The 17,935-nt window shown below is 70.1% G+C and carries 15 protein-coding genes and 1 pseudogene; 12 read left to right on the top strand and 4 right to left on the bottom strand.

Translation table 11 applies throughout. The features are described 5' to 3' along the window. Window positions 1-211: 211 nt before the first annotated feature. The 3 genes from AB0E62_RS14455 (at window position 212) to AB0E62_RS14445 (ending at window position 4,577) form a co-directional block, all read left to right on the top strand. On the top strand, window positions 212-913 hold the full coding sequence (locus tag AB0E62_RS14455) for an HAD family phosphatase (protein ID WP_362192245.1): 702 nt from the start codon (window positions 212-214) through the stop codon (window positions 911-913). A 377-nt stretch (window positions 914-1,290) separates the two neighbouring features. Continuing rightward, window positions 1,291-2,895 carry an ABC transporter substrate-binding protein gene (locus tag AB0E62_RS14450; protein ID WP_362192243.1) on the top strand — a complete coding sequence of 535 codons (1,605 nt, stop codon included), beginning with the start codon at window positions 1,291-1,293 and terminating at the stop codon, window positions 2,893-2,895. A gap of 98 nt (window positions 2,896-2,993) precedes the next feature. After that, entirely contained in the window at window positions 2,994-4,577 is a 1,584-nt protein-coding gene (locus AB0E62_RS14445) for an ABC transporter substrate-binding protein (protein ID WP_362192241.1), read from the top strand. 99 nt (window positions 4,578-4,676) lie between these two features. Here AB0E62_RS14445 and AB0E62_RS14440 read toward each other — a convergent pair. Continuing rightward, window positions 4,677-5,347 (bottom strand): annotated as a pseudogene (locus AB0E62_RS14440) (response regulator transcription factor). Between the two features lie 53 nt (window positions 5,348-5,400). Next, complete coding sequence (locus AB0E62_RS14435) at window positions 5,401-6,339, bottom strand: RecB family exonuclease (RefSeq protein ID WP_362192239.1); 939 nt, start codon at window positions 6,337-6,339, stop codon at window positions 5,401-5,403. Window positions 6,340-6,514: 175 nt separating this feature from the next. On the opposite strand from AB0E62_RS14435, the gene AB0E62_RS14430 reads away from it, so the two are divergent. The 3 genes from AB0E62_RS14430 to AB0E62_RS14420 all read left to right on the top strand — a co-directional run bounded on the left by AB0E62_RS14430 (window position 6,515) and on the right by AB0E62_RS14420 (window position 9,790). Then, window positions 6,515-8,047: a site-2 protease family protein gene (locus tag AB0E62_RS14430; RefSeq protein WP_362192237.1), complete on the top strand. Its 1,533-nt coding sequence runs from the start codon at window positions 6,515-6,517 to the stop codon at window positions 8,045-8,047. A gap of 64 nt (window positions 8,048-8,111) precedes the next feature. After that, on the top strand, window positions 8,112-9,014 hold the full coding sequence (locus tag AB0E62_RS14425; protein ID WP_351549202.1) for a tRNA (adenine-N1)-methyltransferase: 903 nt from the start codon (window positions 8,112-8,114) through the stop codon (window positions 9,012-9,014). A 212-nt stretch (window positions 9,015-9,226) separates the two neighbouring features. Next, window positions 9,227-9,790 carry a hypothetical protein gene (locus tag AB0E62_RS14420; RefSeq protein ID WP_362192235.1) on the top strand — a complete coding sequence of 188 codons (564 nt, stop codon included), beginning with the start codon at window positions 9,227-9,229 and terminating at the stop codon, window positions 9,788-9,790. Window positions 9,791-9,797: 7 nt separating this feature from the next. Here AB0E62_RS14420 and AB0E62_RS14415 read toward each other — a convergent pair whose 3' ends face one another. Further along, window positions 9,798-10,100 carry a ferredoxin gene (locus AB0E62_RS14415; RefSeq protein ID WP_362192233.1) on the bottom strand — a complete coding sequence of 101 codons (303 nt, stop codon included), beginning with the start codon at window positions 10,098-10,100 and terminating at the stop codon, window positions 9,798-9,800. Window positions 10,101-10,618: 518 nt separating this feature from the next. Between AB0E62_RS14415 and arc the strand changes: the two genes are divergently transcribed. From arc to prcA, 6 genes are all read left to right on the top strand, one after another. Beyond that, window positions 10,619-12,385, top strand: coding sequence for a proteasome ATPase (arc, locus tag AB0E62_RS14410; RefSeq protein WP_362192231.1), 1,767 nt, complete (start codon window positions 10,619-10,621; stop codon window positions 12,383-12,385). Between the two features lie 232 nt (window positions 12,386-12,617). After that, window positions 12,618-14,129, top strand: coding sequence for a depupylase/deamidase Dop (gene dop / locus AB0E62_RS14405; protein WP_362192229.1), 1,512 nt, complete (start codon window positions 12,618-12,620; stop codon window positions 14,127-14,129). 171 nt (window positions 14,130-14,300) lie between these two features. Beyond that, window positions 14,301-14,519, top strand: a complete 219-nt coding sequence (locus AB0E62_RS14400; protein WP_030608326.1) for a ubiquitin-like protein Pup — start codon at window positions 14,301-14,303, stop codon at window positions 14,517-14,519. Between the two features lie 46 nt (window positions 14,520-14,565). Then, window positions 14,566-15,159 carry an endonuclease VII domain-containing protein gene (locus tag AB0E62_RS14395; RefSeq protein WP_362192227.1) on the top strand — a complete coding sequence of 198 codons (594 nt, stop codon included), beginning with the start codon at window positions 14,566-14,568 and terminating at the stop codon, window positions 15,157-15,159. Next, complete coding sequence (gene prcB, locus AB0E62_RS14390) at window positions 15,111-15,956, top strand: proteasome subunit beta (RefSeq protein ID WP_362192225.1); 846 nt, start codon at window positions 15,111-15,113, stop codon at window positions 15,954-15,956. Before AB0E62_RS14395 ends, prcB begins: the two co-directional genes overlap by 49 nt. Before the next feature lie 61 nt (window positions 15,957-16,017). Continuing rightward, window positions 16,018-16,770, top strand: coding sequence for a proteasome subunit alpha (gene prcA / locus AB0E62_RS14385; protein ID WP_362192223.1), 753 nt, complete (start codon window positions 16,018-16,020; stop codon window positions 16,768-16,770). Between the two features lie 60 nt (window positions 16,771-16,830). Here the strand turns inward: prcA and AB0E62_RS14380 are convergent, their stop codons facing one another. After that, complete coding sequence (locus tag AB0E62_RS14380) at window positions 16,831-17,847, bottom strand: LacI family DNA-binding transcriptional regulator (RefSeq protein WP_362192221.1); 1,017 nt, start codon at window positions 17,845-17,847, stop codon at window positions 16,831-16,833. Window positions 17,848-17,935 lie beyond the last annotated feature (88 nt).

Here is a 17,935-nt window from a genome sequence, read left to right as displayed (position 1 = left end):
GGCGTCCACCTGTCCGAGGAGTTCCAGCTCCACCCCGAACAGTCCACCGACGCCATCGTGATCCACCACCCCGAGGCGAAGTACTTCAACGCACGATGAGGCACGGTTCACTCGGCACACTGATCGGATAAGTCGTACACTGGTCGGTCCACCACAGGCCGGTTCCCCACCGGGGAACCGGCCTGGTCGTCCCTCAAGGAGGTGCGCCCGGATGACCAGCACGGTCCCCGCGCCAGCAACCCGTACGGCCGAAGGCTCCGCCCTGCAAGCGGTGCTGCTGGACATGGACGGCACCCTGGTGGACACCGAAGGCTTCTGGTGGGACGTCGAGGTCGAGGTCTTCGCCTCCCTCGGCCACACCCTCGACGAGACCTGGCGCCATGTCGTGGTCGGCGGCCCCATGACCCGCAGCGCCGGCTTCCTCATCGAGGCCACCGGCGCCGACATCGGCCTCGCCGAACTCACCGTACTGCTCAACGACGGCTTCGAGAGCCGGATCGACCGGGCGCTGCCGCTGATGCCCGGCGCCGCCCGGCTGCTCGCCGAACTGCACCAGCACGAGATCCCCACCGCCCTGGTCTCCGCCTCCCACCGGCGCATCATCGACCGCGTGCTGTCCGTCCTGGGCCCGCACCACTTCACCCTGTCCATCGCCGGCGACGAGGTCTCCCGCACCAAGCCCTTCCCGGACCCCTACCTGCTCGCCGCCGCCGGACTCGGCGCCGACCCGGCCCGGTGCGCCGTGATCGAGGACACCGCCACCGGGGTCGCCGCCGCCGAGGCCGCCGGCTGCCGGGTGGTCGCCGTCCCCTCCGTCGCTCCCATCGGCCCGGCCCTGGGACGCACCGTCGTCTCCTCTCTGGAAGAGGTCGACCTCGCGTTTCTCCGCGGCATGATGACGAAAACGCACTAGCCGCACACCCGGGCGGAATACGTCCGCCGCCCGGCCGAATCCAACCGGCCCGCACCATGGCCGAGAGTGTGACGTTCGCCACCTTCAGGGGTCTCGACAACGTTGCCCACGCATGCTGAACGGCCCCTGCCGGGCGGTTCGGGAGAGACCTTGTGTCCCGATTGGTGGGAAGCTGCACTAATCCTGTCGCTGTCGGGTTTTCGGTGTGTCCGCGACCGGTTCCCCTGCGTGATGGCGGGTCAGCTCACGCGGCCGTGAACCCCCCTGCGGGTGCGGACTAATCTCATCGCGAGAACACCGCCGAGAACCCCCGTGATCCCTCGCACCACCCCTGCATGCCGGATACACGGACCCGACAGCTCTGGAGAAACTCCCGCATGAACCGCAAGACTTTGGTGCTGCCGGCGGTGGCCGGCCTGCTCACCCCGGTTCTCGCCGCGTGCGGCGGATCCGACAGCGGGAGCAAGAGCGGTGACGCCATCGTCGTCGGTACCACGGACCAGTTCACGGCCACCAAGGAAGCCCCCGCGCCCCTCGACCCGGCCTACGCCTACGACGTCGGCAGCTGGAACATCCTGCGCCAGTCCGTGCAGACCCTGATGGCGCAGCCCAAGGGCGAGGGCGAACCCGTCCCGGACGCCGCCGAGAGCTGCTCCTTCACCGACAGCGGCAGCGAGCGCTACGCCTGCAAGCTGCGCGACGGCCTGAAGTTCGCCAACGGCGACCCGGTCACCGCCGAGGACGTCAAGTACTCCATCGAGCGTGTCCTGCGCATCGACTCCGACAGCGGTGTGTCCGCCCTGCTGAACACCATCGACACGATCGAGACACAGGGTGACCGCGATGTCGTCTTCCACCTGAAGACCGCCGACGCCACCTTCCCGTACAAGCTGTCCACCCCGGTCGCGGGCATCATCAACCCGAAGGACTACCAGAAGGACAAGCTCCGCGAGGGCTTCGAGATCGACGGCTCCGGCCCGTACACCTTGAAGGCCGACGTCGAGGACGACGCCATCAAGAGCGTCACCTTCACCAAGAACCCTTCCTACAAGGGCAATGTGACGGTGAACAACGACAAGGTCGAGCTGCGCTCCTTCCCCGACGCCGACGCCATGGGCGAAGCGATCGACAAGGGCGACATCGACGTGATGACCCGCACCATGTCGCCCGCCCAGATCCAGAAGCTGGACGCCGGCGACGACGAGAAGGTCGAACTGGTCGACATGCCCGGCCTGGAGATCCGCTACCTGGCCTTCAACACCAACGCCCCCAGCGTCAAGGACAAGGCCGTACGCCAGGCCATGGCTCAGCTCATCAACCGCGGCGAACTGGTCTCCAAGGTCTACGGCACCCAGGCCGAGCCCCTGTACTCGCTGGTCCCGGCCACGGTCACCGGCCACTCCAACTCGTTCTTCAACAATTACGGCAACCCCAGCGCCGCCAAGGCCAAGGCCCTGCTCACCAAGGCCGGCATCACCACTCCGGTGAAGCTGACCCTGCACTACACGACCGACCACTACGGCTCGGCCACCAAGCAGGAGTTCGAGATCCTGCAGAAGCAGCTCAACGACAGCGGCCTGTTCGACGCCTCCATCGAGGGCCACCCCTGGAAGACCTTCCGGCCCGCCGAGCAGAAGGGCCAGTACGACGTCTACGGCATGGGCTGGTTCCCCGACTTCCCGGACGCCGACAACTTCCTCGCGCCCTTCCTCGACAAGGACAACTTCCTCGGCTCGCCGTACAACAACGGCACCATCCAGCGCTCGCTGATCCCGCAGTCCCGCCGCGAGGCCGACCGGCTCGGCGCCGTCAAGAACCTGACCGAGATCCAGAACACCGTCGCCGACGACGTCCCGGTCCTGCCGCTGTGGCAGGGCAAGCAGTACGTCGCCGCCCGCGACGACATCACGGGCACCGCCTACGCCCTCAACTCCTCCTCGACGCTCCAGCTGTGGGAGCTCGGCCGCGGCGTGAGCGGCTGACGGCTCTCCGTACCCGGGGCCGCGCACGGTGCGGCCCCCGGTGCCCGGGTCCAGGCACCGCGGACCCGGGCTGACGAACCGACGACAAGGCACTCCGAGTGAACCTGCGCAACCAGTGGCCGGTCCTGCCCCTCGTGGCGGGGCTGGCCTCCGGCCTGTTGACCGGCTGCGGCTCCGAGACCGGTGACTCCGGGGGCACCGGCTCCTCCGTGGTGGTGGGGATGTCCGACGACGTCCTCGCCACGGACCCGGCCGCCGGCTACGACCCCGGCTCCTGGCTGTTGTTCAACAACGTCTTCCAGTCGCTGCTCAGCTTCCCCAAGGGCGCGACCGAACCCGAGCCCGAACTGGCGAAGCAGTGCGCCTTCACCGACACCCGGGCCATGGTCTACAAGTGCGAGCTGAAGGACGGCCTGAAGTTCAGCAACGGTGACGACCTCACCTCCGCGGACGTGAAGTTCTCCTTCGACCGCATGCTGAAGATCGACGACCCGACCGGTCCCGCCCTGATGTTCCCGATGCTCGACAAGGTCGAGACACCGGACGCCAAGACGGCCGTCTTCCACCTGAAGGTGCCCGACGCCACCTTCCCCAGCAAGATCGCCTCCGGCGCCGGCTCCATCGTGGACCACCGCCAGTACCAGCCGAACGCCCTGCGCACCGACCACCAGGCGATCGGCTCCGGGCCCTACAAGCTGGACTCCTTCGACGAGGACCAGGCCGTCTTCTCCGTCAACGGCAACTACAAGGGCAGCGCCGGGATCAACAACTCCGGCGTCACCCTGAAGTTCTTCCACGGCGACCGCACAGCGCTGAAGGAAGCCCTCCTGGACGGCGGAGTCGACGTCGCCTACCGAGGTCTGACCGCGGCGGACATCAGCCAGCTCGACCAGCAGGACGACAGCAAGGGCATCGACGTCATCGAGGGCACCAGCGCCGAGGTGCAGCACCTGGTCTTCAACATGAAGGACCCGGTGGCCGGCAAGCTCGGCGTCCGCAAGGCCATGGCCTACCTCATCGACCGCGACGCCCTGATCAAGGACGTCTACCAGGGCACCGCCACCCCGCTGTACTCGATCGTCCCGGCCGGCGTCGCGGGCCACAACACGGCGTTCTTCGACACCTACGGCGCCCGCCCCTCCCGGGCCAAGGCCGCCGCCGCCCTGCGCGCCGACGGCATCACCGGCAAGGTGAAGCTCACCCTGTGGTCCACGCCGTCGCGCTACGGCCCCGCCACCGACGAGGAGCTGAAGGCCATCGCCGAACAGCTCAACGCCAGCGGCCTGTTCGACGCCGACGTCAAGTCCGTCGCCTTCGACCAGTACGAGAAGGACATCGCCGCCGGCAGGTACGGCGTGTACGTGAAGGGCTGGGTCCCGGACTACCCGGACGCCGACAACTTCACCGCCCCCTTCTTCGGCAAGGGCAACGTGCTGGGCAACCACTACGACAACCGCACGATCACCGGCACCCTGCTCCCCGATACCGCCGGGCAGAGCGACCGCTCGGCCACCGACAAGGACTTCGGCAAGCTCCAGAACATCGTCGCCGACGAGCTGCCCGTCCTGCCGGTCTGGCAGGCCAAGCAGTACGCGGTCGTCCGCGACGGCGTGTACGGCCTGGAGTACTGCCTGGACGCCTCCACGGTGTTCCGGTTCTGGGAACTCAGCAAGAGCGAGTGACACCGCGGAGCCACTGACGCCGGACACGGCGAAGGGCGCCCCGCTCCCGAGGGAGAGGGGCGCCCTTCGCCGTCGCCGCCCGCCCCGCCGGGCGGATGCCTACTGGGCGCCGGGGCGCACCAGCCCGCTCTCGTACGCGTACACCGCCGCCTGCACCCGGTCCCTGAGACCCAGCTTGGTCAGCACATGCCCCACATGCGTCTTCACCGTCGTCTCGCTGACGAACAGGTCCGCCGCGATCTCCGCGTTGGACAGCCCGCGCGCCACCAGCTTCAGCACCTCCACCTCACGGTCCGTGAGGGTGTGCAGGGTGTCCGGCACCGGCTCCTCGCCCGACGGCAGATGCGTGGCGTACTTGTCCAGCAGCCGCCGGGTGATGCTCGGCGCGAGCATCGCCTCGCCGTTCGCCACCACCCGGATCGCCTGCACCAGCTCGTTGGCGGGCGCGTCCTTCAACAGGAAGCCGCTCGCCCCGGCGCGCAGCGCCTCCACCACGTACTCGTCCAGATCGAAGGTGGTCAGCACCAGCACCTTGGCCGGGCCGTCCCGGCCGGGGCCGGTGATCTGCCGGGTGGCCTCCACCCCGTCCATCCGCGGCATCCGGATGTCCATGAGCACCACATCCGGTTGCAGCGCGCGCACCTGGTCGAGGGCCTGGAGGCCGTCACCGGCCTCGCCGACGACCGCGATGTCCTGCTCGGCCTCCAGGATCATCCGGAAACCGTACGCAGCAGGGGCTGGTCGTCGACCAGTAGGACACGGATGGCCACGTGACACTCCTTCGCTAGTCCGGGCCCATTCTGCCCTGCCCCCGCCGCCCGCCTCACCCGGCCCGCGACCCGGGAGACCGGACCGGCAGCGGATAGGGCGGGGGAGTGCCGCCGAACTCCGGACAGTGCGCCCGGTGGTCGCACCACCCGCACAACTTGGTCGGCCGCGGCCGCCAGTCCCCGCTCTCCGTCGCCTGCCGGATGGCCTCCCACAGCGCGTGCAGCCGACGCTCCACCCGCTCCAGATCGGCCGGGACCGGGTCGTACGTCAGCACGTCCCCGCTGCCGAGGTACACCAGCTGGAGCCGGCGCGGCACGACACCCTTCAGCCGCCAGACCACCAGGGCGTAGAACTTCATCTGGAAGAGCGCGCCCTCCGCGTACTCCGGGCGCGGGGCCTTGCCCGTCTTGTAGTCGACGATCCGCACCTCACCGGTCGGCGCCACGTCCACCCGGTCGATGATCCCGCGCAGCCGCAGCCCCGAGTCCAGCTCGGTCTCCACCATCAGCTCCCGCTCGGCCGGCTCCAGCCGCGTCGGGTCCTCCAGCGTGAACCAGCGCTCCACCAGCCGTTCCGCCTCGGCCAGCCAGCCGGCCAGCCGCTCGCCCTGCGGATCGTCGGCGAACAGCTCGGTCAGCTCGGGGCGGCTCTCCCGCAGCCGGTCCCACTGCCCCGGGATCAGCGCCTTCGCCCGGGGCGCCGTCCGCTCCCCGGCGGGCGCGTCGAACAGCCGCTCCAGCACGGCGTGCACCAGCGTGCCCCGGGTCGCCGCCTCGCTCGGCTTCTCCGGCAACCGGTCGATCACCCGGAACCGGTACAGCAGCGGACACCGCATGAAGTCACTGGCCCGCGACGGCGACAGCGACGCCGGCGCCACGGCACCGCGCTCCCCGGCGTCCCCACCCGGGCCACCGCTCGCCACCGGGCCGGCCCCGGTCCCGGCCCGGTCACCCGTGTCCGACGGCACTGCCTCGTCGATGCTGCTGTCCATGCCCCAGACCCTACGGCCCCCCACTGACAACGACCCGTCACGGCCCGCGCCACCGGGCGTCCACCAAGCGAACACAACAGGTGCCCGGGCGGAACGCGCAGCCACGGGCGCATACCATCGACCAGAGACCCTTCCGGCCGGCAGGTGCGGAAGACGCTTCGAACGAGGGGACACCGTGGACGTGAGCGGCGGGAGCGGGCAGCCCCGGTCCGGTGACGACAGGCCGGCCGAGCACTCCGCGGACCCTACGGCCCCGGTGACCGGAACCACCGGCTCCGAGGCCCGGAGCCACACGTCCGAGTCGGACGGCCCCGTCCCACCGGCCACCCGCGCCGACAGCACACCCCCCGCGGACGGCCCCCAGGACACACCCCCCGGTGACGAGCCGCCCGGCACCCACGGCCCCGGCACGCCCGAGGACCGGCCCGCCGGACCCGGCGCCCCCCGCCCCACCGGCCCCGCCCCGGGCACCACACCCCCCGACCAGCACCGCCCCTTCGCCCACTCCGGCATCGCCAAGGGCCGGCCGCCCCGGCCACGGCCCAAGGAACCCGGCCCCGGCGGCGGCATCCTCATGGGCCGCCCCTTCGGCGTGCCCGTCTACGTCGCACCCAGCTGGTTCCTCGTCGCCGCCCTGATCACCTGGGTCTTCGGCGGACAGCTCGACCGCGTGCTGCCCGAGCTGGGCGCCGCCCGCTACCTGGTCTCCCTCTTCTTCGCGGTCGCCTTCTATGCCTCCGTCCTGGTCCACGAGCTGGCCCACACGATCGCCGCGATCCGCTTCAAACTCCCCGTCCGCCGCATCCAGCTCCAGTTCTTCGGCGGCGTCTCGGAGATCGAGAAGGAGGCCGAGACCCCGGGCCGCGAATTCGTGCTCGCCTTCGTCGGCCCACTGCTCTCCCTGGTCCTGGCCGGCCTGTTCTACCTCGCCATGAAGCCCGTCGAACCCGGCACCGTACCCGGCGTCCTGCTGGCCGGACTCATGGTCTCCAACCTCATCGTTGCGATCTTCAACTTCCTCCCCGGCCTGCCCCTGGACGGCGGCCGCATGCTCCGCGCCGTCGTCTGGAAACTCACCGGCAAACCCATGAGCGGCACCGTCGCCGCCGCCTGGGTGGGCCGCGCCCTCGCCGTCTCCGTCCTGATCGGCCTGCCGCTGCTCAACTCCTCCGGCGCCCTCGGCGGCGGCGGAGAGGACACCGGCGGCATGGACACCGTCACCGACGCGCTGCTCGCCGCCATCCTCGCCGCGATCATCTGGACCGGCGCCGGCAACAGCCTGCGCATGGCCCGGCTGCGCGAACACCTCCCCGAACTGCGCGCCCGCACCCTCACCCGGCGGGCCGTACCCGTCGAGAACGACACCCCGCTCTCCGAGGCCCTGCGCCGCGCCAACGCCGCCGGCGCCCGCGCCCTCGTCGTGGTCGACGCCGACGGCACCCCGCTCTCCCTCGTCCGCGAGGCCGCCATCGTCGGCGTACCCGAACACCGCCGCCCCTGGGTGGCCGTCAGCGGCCTCGCCCAGGAGCTGACCGACGGCATGCGGGTCTCCGCCGAACTGGCCGGCGAAGACCTCCTGGACGTCCTGCGCGCCACCCCCGCCACCGAATACCTCGTGGTCGAGGAGACCGGCGAGATCTACGGCGTCCTGTCCGCGGCCGACGTCGAGCGCGCCTTCGTCCGCGCCATGGCCCGGCCGACCCCCTAGCAGGCCGGCAGGACCCGGCACCGGCACGGTCAAGCCCCCTGCGGGAACCCGGTAGGCTGGTCACATGTCCGAACCGACCGGTGCCGCCCGCAGGCGCGGGCCCTTCAAGGTCGGGGACCAGGTACAGCTGACCGACCCCAAGGGCCGCCACTACACGTTCACGCTCGAAGCCGGAAAGAACTTCCACACCCACAAGGGTTCCTTCCCGCACGACGAACTGATCGGTGCTCCCGAGGGCAGCGTTGTCCGCACCACCGGCAACGTGGCCTACCTCGCGCTGCGCCCCCTGCTCCCCGACTACGTCCTCTCCATGCCCCGCGGGGCAGCCGTCGTCTACCCGAAGGACGCGGGACAGATCCTCGCCTTCGCCGACATCTTCCCCGGCGCCCGCGTCGTGGAGGCCGGCGTCGGCTCCGGCTCGCTCAGCAGCTTCCTGCTGCGGGCCATCGGCGACCAGGGCATGCTGCACTCCTACGAGCGCCGCGAGGACTTCGCCGAGATCGCCCAGCAGAACGTGGAGCGCTACTTCGGCGGCCCGCACCCCGCCTGGCAGCTCACCGTCGGCGACCTCCAGGACAACCTGTCCGACACCGACGTCGACCGGGTCATCCTCGACATGCTCGCCCCCTGGGAGTGCCTGGAGGCCGTCTCCAAGGCGCTCGTCCCCGGCGGCATCCTGTGCTGCTACGTCGCCACCACCACCCAGCTCGCCCGGACCGTGGAGTCCATCCGGGAGATCGGCTGCTTCAACGAGCCGACCGCCTGGGAGACCATGATCCGCAACTGGCACATCGAGGGCCTGGCCGTCCGCCCGGACCACCGCATGATCGGCCACACCGGCTTCCTGCTGACCGCCCGCCGCCTCGCGGACGGCGTCGAGCCGCCCATGCGCCGCCGCCGCCCCGCCAAGGGCGCCTACGGCGAGGACTACGCCGGCCCCAACGCCGACGGCGGCGCCGGCCGCTGACCGGCCCCCACCCCTGCAACGCGAGGGCGCCGTGCCCGAGTTCCCCGGCCACGCCGGGAACCCGGGCACGGCGCCCGTCCGTTGACCCGGCACCGGCCGCAACGCCTCCCACACGGGCCCGCACCCGGCGGACCCCGCCGTTCCCCCGCACTGTGACGTGTGGCACGATGCAGGCCATCCCACCGGCACCGCCCTCGCAGGAGACGCTCCTCGTGCAGCAATCCGCCGTTCCGGAACTCGCGCACACCCGGACCCGCCCCATCCACTGGGTCGCCACCGCCACGGCCCTCGCGGGCGTCGTGGCCCTCTCCTCCGTCGTCCGGCCGGGACCGGCCACGGCCGCCCAGCCCGCCCCCGCCCGGCCCGCCGCCGCGCCGCCGAGCACCACCGGCGTCGCCTTCCCGCTGGACTGCGGACCCGTCGAAGCCGTGGTCGTCAAAAAGGCCACCGGCGACCTGGACGGCGACGGCAGGCCGGAAACCGTCGCCGTGGTCCACTGCGACGCCCCCATGGGCACCCCGCCCGACGGGGTCTACGTCCTCACCCACGGCGCCGACAGCCGCACCGCACGCGTGGTGGCCACCCTCGTCCAGCCCAGGGAACGGCTCACCGTCACGGAATTCCGCATACACGAGCGCGGCGTCTCCGCCACCCTGCTCGGCTACTCCTCGGACGCCGTGCCCAGTTGCTGCCCCGACACCCGCACCCCGGCCACCTGGCGATGGAACGGGAACGCGTTCGTCCGCTCCACCCCCGCCGGGGCGCACAGCGTCTGAACCGGACTCACTCCGCGTCGGGCCCGTACACCTCGACCCTGTCCGAAACCCGCCGGACGTGGATGCACTCGCCGGGACACTCCCTCGCCGAGTCCACCACGTCCGTCAGCAACGGCAGCGGCACCGGCACGCTCGCCCCCGGAGCCTGGAGCAGCTCGTCGTCCGCACCCTTCACGTACGCGAGCCCGTCGATGTCCAGCTCGAACACCTCCGGGGCGTACTGGGCACAGATCCCGTCGCCGGTACACAGGTCCTGGTCGATCCAGACCTCCAGCGCCTCGCCGCCCGCGGCCTCCTGCTGCACGGTCATCTCTCCTGCCGTCGGTTCGCCGCACGGCCCCGGCGCCCGAGGGCCGGCCGGGTCCGCACCAGCGGTCGTTGAACACCCCCGACCCTACCTCCGGCCGCTTCCCGGCCACCGGGCACCGCCCCGGGTTTCCGGCCCCGCCCGCCCGGGTACCAGCGCCGGACCGGGAGAGGCAGCACCGGCGGCCGGACCGACCGTCCCCAGCCGCCACGGCAGTGACACCATCCGCCTGAACCATCGCTCTACGTGACGACCGTACGAGCGCGCCGAGTGCTGCCCCGATCCCGGCCGAACGGTCCCCGTACGGACAACTCCGGCCAGCCACGAAGGGTTTCGACCGCAGCATGGATGGAACAAGCTGCTTTCCCCTCACGTTGAGTGGGTATCCCCTCCGTGCGAGGGAGTGTGCACCGGGTGACCGACGACACACCTTGACAGTCTTTGTGATCTAGGGGTTTCAATCGACACCCACCCAGGTAGGGTCTGGAAGCGTCCAGCTCCCCTTGGAGGAGGTGAGGACCGTGGCAGCCCACGACGACGACATGAACCGCGGCATCCGCCCGGGACGCGGGTCCGACGACCCGGCCGGGCAGATCGCCTACCTTGAGCAGGAGATCGCCGTCCTGCGCCGCAAGCTCGCCGACTCTCCGCGCCACACGAGAATTCTCGAAGAGCGGATCGTCGAGCTGCAGACCAATCTGGCCGGCGTGTCCGCCCAGAACGAGCGGCTGGCCAACACCCTGCGCGAGGCCCGCGACCAGATCGTGGCCCTCAAGGAGGAAGTCGACCGGCTCGCCCAGCCGCCGGCCGGCTTCGGTGTCTTCCTGCAAGCCAACGAGGACGGCACCGCCGACATCTTCACCGGCGGCCGCAAACTCCGGGTGAACGTCAGCCCCAGCGTCGACCTCGACGAGCTGAGGCGCGGCCAGGAAGTCATGCTCAACGAAGCGCTCAACGTGGTCGAGGCCATGGAATACGAGCGCGTCGGCGACATCGTCACCCTCAAGGAAATCCTCGAGGACGGCGAGCGCGCCCTCGTACTGGGGCACACCGACGAGGAACGGGTGGTCCGGCTCGCCGAGCCCCTGCTCGGCATCACCATCCGCGCCGGTGACGCCCTGCTGCTCGAACCCCGCTCCGGCTACGTCTACGAGGTCGTGCCCAAGAGCGAGGTCGAGGAACTGGTCCTCGAAGAGGTCCCCGACATCGGCTACGAACAGATCGGCGGCCTCGGCAACCAGATCGAGGCCATCCGCGACGCGGTCGAGCTGCCGTACCTCTACCCCGACCTCTTCAAGGAGCACGAGCTGCGCCCGCCCAAGGGCGTCCTGCTCTACGGCCCGCCCGGCTGCGGCAAGACCCTGATCGCCAAGGCCGTCGCGAACTCGCTCGCCAAGAAGGTCGCCGAGGTCACCGGCCAGGCCGCCGGCAAGAGCTTCTTCCTGAACATCAAGGGCCCCGAGCTGCTCAACAAGTACGTCGGCGAGACCGAGCGGCAGATCCGCCTGGTCTTCCAGCGGGCTCGCGAGAAGGCCAGCGAGGGCACCCCCGTCATCGTCTTCTTCGACGAGATGGAATCCCTCTTCCGCACCCGCGGTTCCGGCGTCAGCTCGGACGTGGAGAACACCATCGTCCCCCAGCTGCTCGCCGAGATCGACGGTGTCGAAGGCCTGCAGAACGTGGTCGTCATCGGCGCCTCCAACCGCGAGGACATGATCGACCCCGCCATCCTGCGCCCCGGCCGGCTCGACGTGAAGATCAAGATCGAGCGTCCCGACGCCGAGGCCGCGAAGGACATCTTCGGCAAGTACCTCACCGAGCGCCTCCCCCTGCACGCCGACGACCTCGCCGAACACGGCGGGGACAAGGCCGCCACGGTCCAGGGCATGATCCAGACCGCGGTCGAGCAGATGTACGCCGAATCCGAGGAGAACCGCTTCCTGGAGGTCACCTACGCCAACGGCGACAAGGAAGTCCTCTACTTCAAGGACTTCAACTCCGGCGCCATGATCGAGAACATCGTGGGCCGCGCCAAGAAGATGGCGATCAAGGACTTCCTCGAAAAGAGCCAGAAGGGCCTCCGCGTCTCCCATCTCCTCCAGGCCTGCGTGGACGAGTTCAAGGAGAACGAGGACCTGCCCAACACCACCAACCCGGACGACTGGGCCCGCATCTCCGGAAAGAAGGGCGAACGGATCGTGTACATCCGCACCCTCATCACCGGAAAGCAGGGCGCGGACACCGGACGCTCCATCGACACGGTGGCGAACACCGGTCAGTACCTGTAACGGCAGGGCGGCTGCGGGTGCCCTCGACGGGGCACCCGCAGCCGCCTGTTTTTCCGGCCACGACCGGACCAGCCAATGACGCAAATGATCTCCCCACCAGCGCAAAGGCGTTCTAGGCTCGTTCCTGTCGCCGAGTCGCGCCGTGCGGGGACGGGCACCGCACACGCACCGGAGCGCCAGCGCACTTGAGCGGCGCCCACGACCGAGGGTGCCGCCGGGCAAGGAGGGCCGCATGACCGTACGGCGAGTAATGGGCATCGAGACGGAGTACGGGATCTCCGTCCCCGGTCACCCCAACGCCAATGCCATGCTCACCTCGTCCCAGATCGTCAACGCCTACGCGGCGGCGATGCACCGGGCCCGCCGGGCCCGCTGGGACTTCGAGGAGGAGAACCCGCTGCGGGACGCGCGAGGCTTCGACCTCGCCCGCGAGGCCGCCGACTCCAGCCAGCTCACCGACGAGGACATCGGCCTGGCCAATGTGATCCTCACCAACGGCGCGCGCCTGTACGTCGACCACGCCCACCCCGAATACAGCGCCCCCGAAGTCACCAACCCGCGCGACGCCGTCCTGTGGGACAAGGCCGGCGAGCGCATCATGGCCGAGGCCGCCGAACGGGCCGCACAGCTCCCCGGCGCCCAGCCGATCCACCTCTACAAGAACAACACCGACAACAAGGGCGCCTCCTACGGCACGCACGAGAACTACCTGATGAAGCGGGAGACCCCCTTCTCGGACATCGTGCGCCACCTGACGCCCTTCTTCGTCTCCCGCCAGGTCTTCGCCGGAGCCGGCCGCGTGGGCATCGGCCAGGACGGCCACGAGCACGGATTCCAGCTCAGCCAGCGCGCGGACTACTTCGAGGTCGAGGTCGGCCTGGAGACCACGCTCAAGCGCCCCATCATCAACACCCGCGACGAGCCGCACGCGGACGCCGAGAAGTACCGCAGACTCCATGTGATCATCGGCGACGCGAACCTCTCCGAGATCTCGACCTACCTCAAGCTGGGCACCACCGCGCTGGTCCTGTCCATGATCGAGGACGGCTTCATCGCCGTGGACCTCGCCGTCGACCAGCCCGTGCGCACCCTGCACCAGGTCTCCCACGACCCCTCCCTCAAGCGCCTGGTCACCCTGCGCAGCGGACGCACACTCACCGCGGTCCAGCTGCAGATGGAGTACTTCGAACTGGCCCGCAAGTACGTCGAGGAGCGCTACGGCGCCGACGCCGACGACCAGACCAAGGACGTCCTCGGCCGGTGGGAGGACACCCTGACCCGGCTGGAGAACGACCCCATGAGCCTGGCCGGCGAACTCGACTGGGTCGCCAAGCGCGAGCTCATGGAGGGCTACCGCCGCCGCGACGACCTCGACTGGGACGCCGCCCGGCTGCACCTGGTCGACCTCCAGTACGCCGACGTACGCCCCGACAAGGGCCTGTACAACCGTCTGGTGGCCCGCGGACGCATCAAGCGCCTCCTGGACGAGTCCGAGGTCGACAGGGCCCGTACGAAGCCCCCGGAGGACACCCGGGCGTACTTCCGCGGCCGCTGCCTGGAGCAGTACGCCGACGACGTCGCGGCCGCCTCCTGGGACTCGGTCATCTTCGACCTCCCGGGCCGTGACTCCCTCCAGCGCGTTCCAACCCTGGAACCGCTACGCGGAACGCGAAATCACGTCAAGGAGCTCCTGGACCGCTGCCGCACGGCGGAAGACCTGGTCAGGGTCCTGTCCGGGCACTGAGCGCGGTCAGCGGGCTCTCGGACCGCCCCGGGCGGGCGGGGTGGAAACCCCACCGCCCGGGAATCATCGAGATGGCCCCCGCACGTTGTGGAAACTGCGGGGCCGATGTCGGACCCGGCCTATAGGGTCTGATCATCACCGATCGGCAGGCGAACTGAGCGGGGTGAGGTTATGGCGACCAAGGACACCGGCGGCGGCCAGCAGAAGGCCACCCGGTCCACCGAAGAGGTCGAGGAGCAGGCGCAGGACGCGCAGGCCTCCGAGGACCTCAAGGAACGGCACGAGAAGCTGAGCGACGACGTGGACTCGGTCTTGGACGAGATCGACGACGTCCTCGAGGAAAATGCGGAGGATTTCGTGCGCTCATTCGTTCAGAAGGGTGGTCAGTAGACCGCTTTTGCCTTCGAATCGAAGGTTCGGGGGCTCGGGGGTGTAGGTGAGCGACGAACAGGGGGTGAAGCGTTGCTCGCGGTGCAAGCAAGGCAAGCCGCGAGCAGCCTTCGCCGGCAACAAGGCGGCCCGCGACGGACTGCAGGCCTGCTGCCGGGAGTGCTGGGCCGCGTATCACCAGGCCCGGCAACTGGCCAAGGGCAGGAAGGTCCGACCGCGGGTGGAGACGCCCGAGGGGCACAAGCTGTGCCGGAGCTGCGGTGAGATCAAGCCGCACAGCGAGTGGCACCGCATTGCGACGGCTTCCGACGGTGGGTCGACGAGTTGCAAGGCCTGCCGCGCGGCCAAGGGCCGGGCGGGCCACCTGAAGCGTCGATACGGAATCACGGAGACCGAGCGCGACGAGCTGATCGCCTCTCAAGGGGGCGTCTGCTGTACATGTCCCAGCGCCGTGCCGGTGCATGTGGATCACTGCCATGAGACGGGTAGGGTCCGTGGCGTACTGTGCTTCAGCTGCAATGCCGCACTGGGGCAGTTCAAGGATCAGCCCGAGGTCATAAGGCGGGCTGCTGCTTATGTGGAAGGAATCGCGTGGAAGCCAACACTCGTAGCACCGGGCGTCTACCAGCTGCCTTCCTGACGCCAGGATCCTCTTCGTTCATGGACTTCCTCGCCGAGCACCAGCCCGAGCTGCTGCCCGGCAACCGGCAGCTCCCGCCCACGCAGGGCGTGATCGAGGCGCCGCACGGGACGACCATCGTGGCCGTGACGTTCCCCGGCGGGGTGGTGCTCGCCGGTGACCGCCGGGCCACGATGGGCAACGTGATCGCCCAGCGGGACATCGAGAAGGTGTTCCCGGCCGACGAGTACTCGGCGGTCGGTATCGCCGGCACCGCCGGCCTGGCCGTGGAGATGGTCAAGCTCTTCCAGCTGGAGCTGGAGCACTTCGAGAAGGTCGAGGGCGCCCAGCTGTCGCTGGAGGGCAAGGCGAACCGGCTGTCGACCATGATCCGGTCCAACCTCGGCATGGCCATGCAGGGCCTGGCCGTGGTCCCCCTGTTCGCGGGGTACGACCTGGACCGTGAGAAGGGGCGCATCTTCTCCTACGACGTCACGGGCGGCCGTTCCGAGGAGCACAACTTCGCGGCGACGGGATCGGGCTCGGTCTTCGCCCGCGGTGCGATGAAGAAGCTGTTCCGGGACGACCTGACCGAGGAGCAGGCCACCACACTGGTGGTGCAGGCCCTCTACGACGCGGCTGACGACGACTCGGCGACCGGTGGTCCCGATGTCGCCCGCCGGATCTATCCGATCATCACCGTGATCACCGAGGACGGCTTCCGCCGGCTCACCGAGGAGGAGGCGTCGGAGCTGTCCCGCGCGGTGCTCCAGAAGCGCCTGGAGGAGCCGGACGGCCCGAAGGCCGCCCTGCTCTGAGCGCGGGCCCGGTTCTTATCAAGGTGATCCAGTGACCATGACAGAAAGGGACGGATAACCGGTGTCGACGCCGTTCTATGTCTCACCCCAGCAGGCCATGGCCGACCGGGCGGAGTACGCCCGCAAGGGCATCGCCCGTGGCCGCAGCCTGGTCGTGCTGCAGTACGCCGACGGCATCGTGTTCGTCGGCGAGAACCCGTCCCGCGCGCTGCACAAGTTCAGCGAGATCTACGACCGGATCGGCTTCGCCGCGGCCGGGAAGTACAACGAGTACGAGAACCTGCGCATCGGCGGTGTCCGCTACGCCGACCTGCGGGGTTACACCTACGACCGCGACGATGTCACCGCCCGCGGTCTGGCCAACGTCTACGCGCAGACGCTGGGCACGATCTTCTCCTCGGCGGCCGAGAAGCCGTACGAGGTGGAGCTGGTGGTGGCCGAGGTCGGGGAGACCCCGGAGGGCGACCAGATCTACCGGCTGCCGCACGACGGTTCCATCGTGGACGAGCACGGCTCGCTCGCGGTGGGCGGCAACCCGGAGCAGATCAGCAGTTTCCTGGACCAGCGGCACCGCGACGGCATGAGTCTGGCGGAGGCGCTGAAGCTGGCGGTGCAGGCGCTGTCCCGGGACACCAACGGCAGCGAGCGGGAGATCCCCGCGGAGCGGCTGGAGGTGGCGGTGCTGGACCGTACGCGCCCGCAGAAGCGGAAGTTCAAGCGGATCGTCGGGCGGCAGCTGGACCGGCTGCTTGCGGTGGACGGTGCGAGCACGGAGGCGGAGAGCTCCGCGGAGGAGGGTTCCGAGGAGGAGTGAGCCGCCCGCGCGCGTGCGGTGAGGACGCCCCGGCCGTCGCAGGCCGGGGCGTCCGGCGTTCTAGGGCGTGCGTGGTGGGGCCGTGGAGCCGCGGACGACGAGGTGGACGGGGATGTCCCCGCTCGGCGGCCGGCGGCCGTCCAGGACGGCCAGCAGGGCGTGCATGCCGCGTTCGCCGAAGAGTTCGGCGTCGAGTCGTACGGTGGTCAGTTCGGGGTCGATGGCGGTGGCCAGGGCGAGGTCGTCGAGGCCGGTGACGGAGATGTCGTCGGGGATGCGCAGGCCGAGGCGGCGCAGGGCCTTGTAGGCGCCGGCGGCGAGTTTGTCGTCGTCGCAGACGATGGCGGTGGGGCGGGGCCCGGTGGTGGTGAGAGCGGTCTCGGTGGCGGTGCGCGCGCCGTCGATGGAGATCGGGGCGCGGGCGGTGCGGACCTCGGTGCCGGGGGCGGCGGCCATGCGGGCGGCCAGTTCCCGGGCGCGGATCTCGAAGGTCCAGGAGGGTACGTCGGCGGCCAGGTGGAGGATCCGGCGGTGGCCGAGGGTGAGGAGGTGCTCGGCGACCTGGCGGACGCCGTCGGCGATGTCGAGGTTGACGGTGGCGGCGCCGAGGCTGCCGGCGGGGTCGCTGTCGAGCATGACGAGGGGGAGCTGGTCGCCGCGGATGGCGGTGAGGGCGTCGGCGGCCATGGAGGAGGCGATGACGCCGTCCAGGGCGGCCTGTGCGGAGGCGAAGGGGTCGCGGGCGGGGCCGACGCCTTCGGGGGAGGGATAGAGGACGACACCGAAGCCGTGGGCGGCGGCCACGCGGGCGGCGCCGGTGTAGACGCCGGCGAAGAACTCGGTGGTCAGGGCCGGGACGACGAGCAGGACGGTGCGGGTGTGGCCGAGGCGGAGGTTGCGGGCGGCGAGGTTGGGCCGGTAGCCCAGTTCGCGGGCGGCCTGGCGGACGCGTTCGGCGGTGGCCTCGGAGACCCGGCCGCGCCATTTGTCGCCCAGCACGAGGGAGACGGCCGCCTGGGAGACCCCGGCCGCGTGGGCGACGTCCCGGCTGGTCGGGCGCGTGCTGCTGCGTGCCACGGTGGGCGTGCTCCTTCGGGTGGGCGTGTGGACCACGTGTGGACGTGTGAACAGCGCACATGGTACGTATGAGAAGGGAAGTTATACG

The sequence above is a fragment of the Streptomyces sp. NPDC038707 genome, from assembly GCF_040636485.1.
GTDB lineage: Bacteria > Actinomycetota > Actinomycetes > Streptomycetales > Streptomycetaceae > Streptomyces.
The sequence above is the reverse complement of the archived record's forward strand: the minus strand, read 5'-3'. Positions and strand labels throughout refer to the sequence as shown.

Bases quoted from the DNA above. Each gene is read 5' to 3' on its own strand.
- AB0E62_RS14455 (WP_362192245.1), top strand. From the start codon at position 212: ATGACCAGCACGGTCCCCGCGCCAGCAACCCGTACGGCCGAAGGCTCC.
- AB0E62_RS14450 (WP_362192243.1), top strand. From the start codon at position 1,291: ATGAACCGCAAGACTTTGGTGCTGCCGGCGGTGGCCGGCCTGCTCACC.
- AB0E62_RS14435 (WP_362192239.1), bottom strand. From the start codon at position 6,339: ATGGACAGCAGCATCGACGAGGCAGTGCCGTCGGACACGGGTGACCGG.
- AB0E62_RS14425 (WP_351549202.1), top strand. From the start codon at position 8,112: ATGTCCGAACCGACCGGTGCCGCCCGCAGGCGCGGGCCCTTCAAGGTC.
- AB0E62_RS14415 (WP_362192233.1), bottom strand. From the start codon at position 10,100: ATGACCGTGCAGCAGGAGGCCGCGGGCGGCGAGGCGCTGGAGGTCTGG.
- dop (WP_362192229.1), top strand. From the start codon at position 12,618: ATGACCGTACGGCGAGTAATGGGCATCGAGACGGAGTACGGGATCTCC.
- AB0E62_RS14400 (WP_030608326.1), top strand. From the start codon at position 14,301: ATGGCGACCAAGGACACCGGCGGCGGCCAGCAGAAGGCCACCCGGTCC.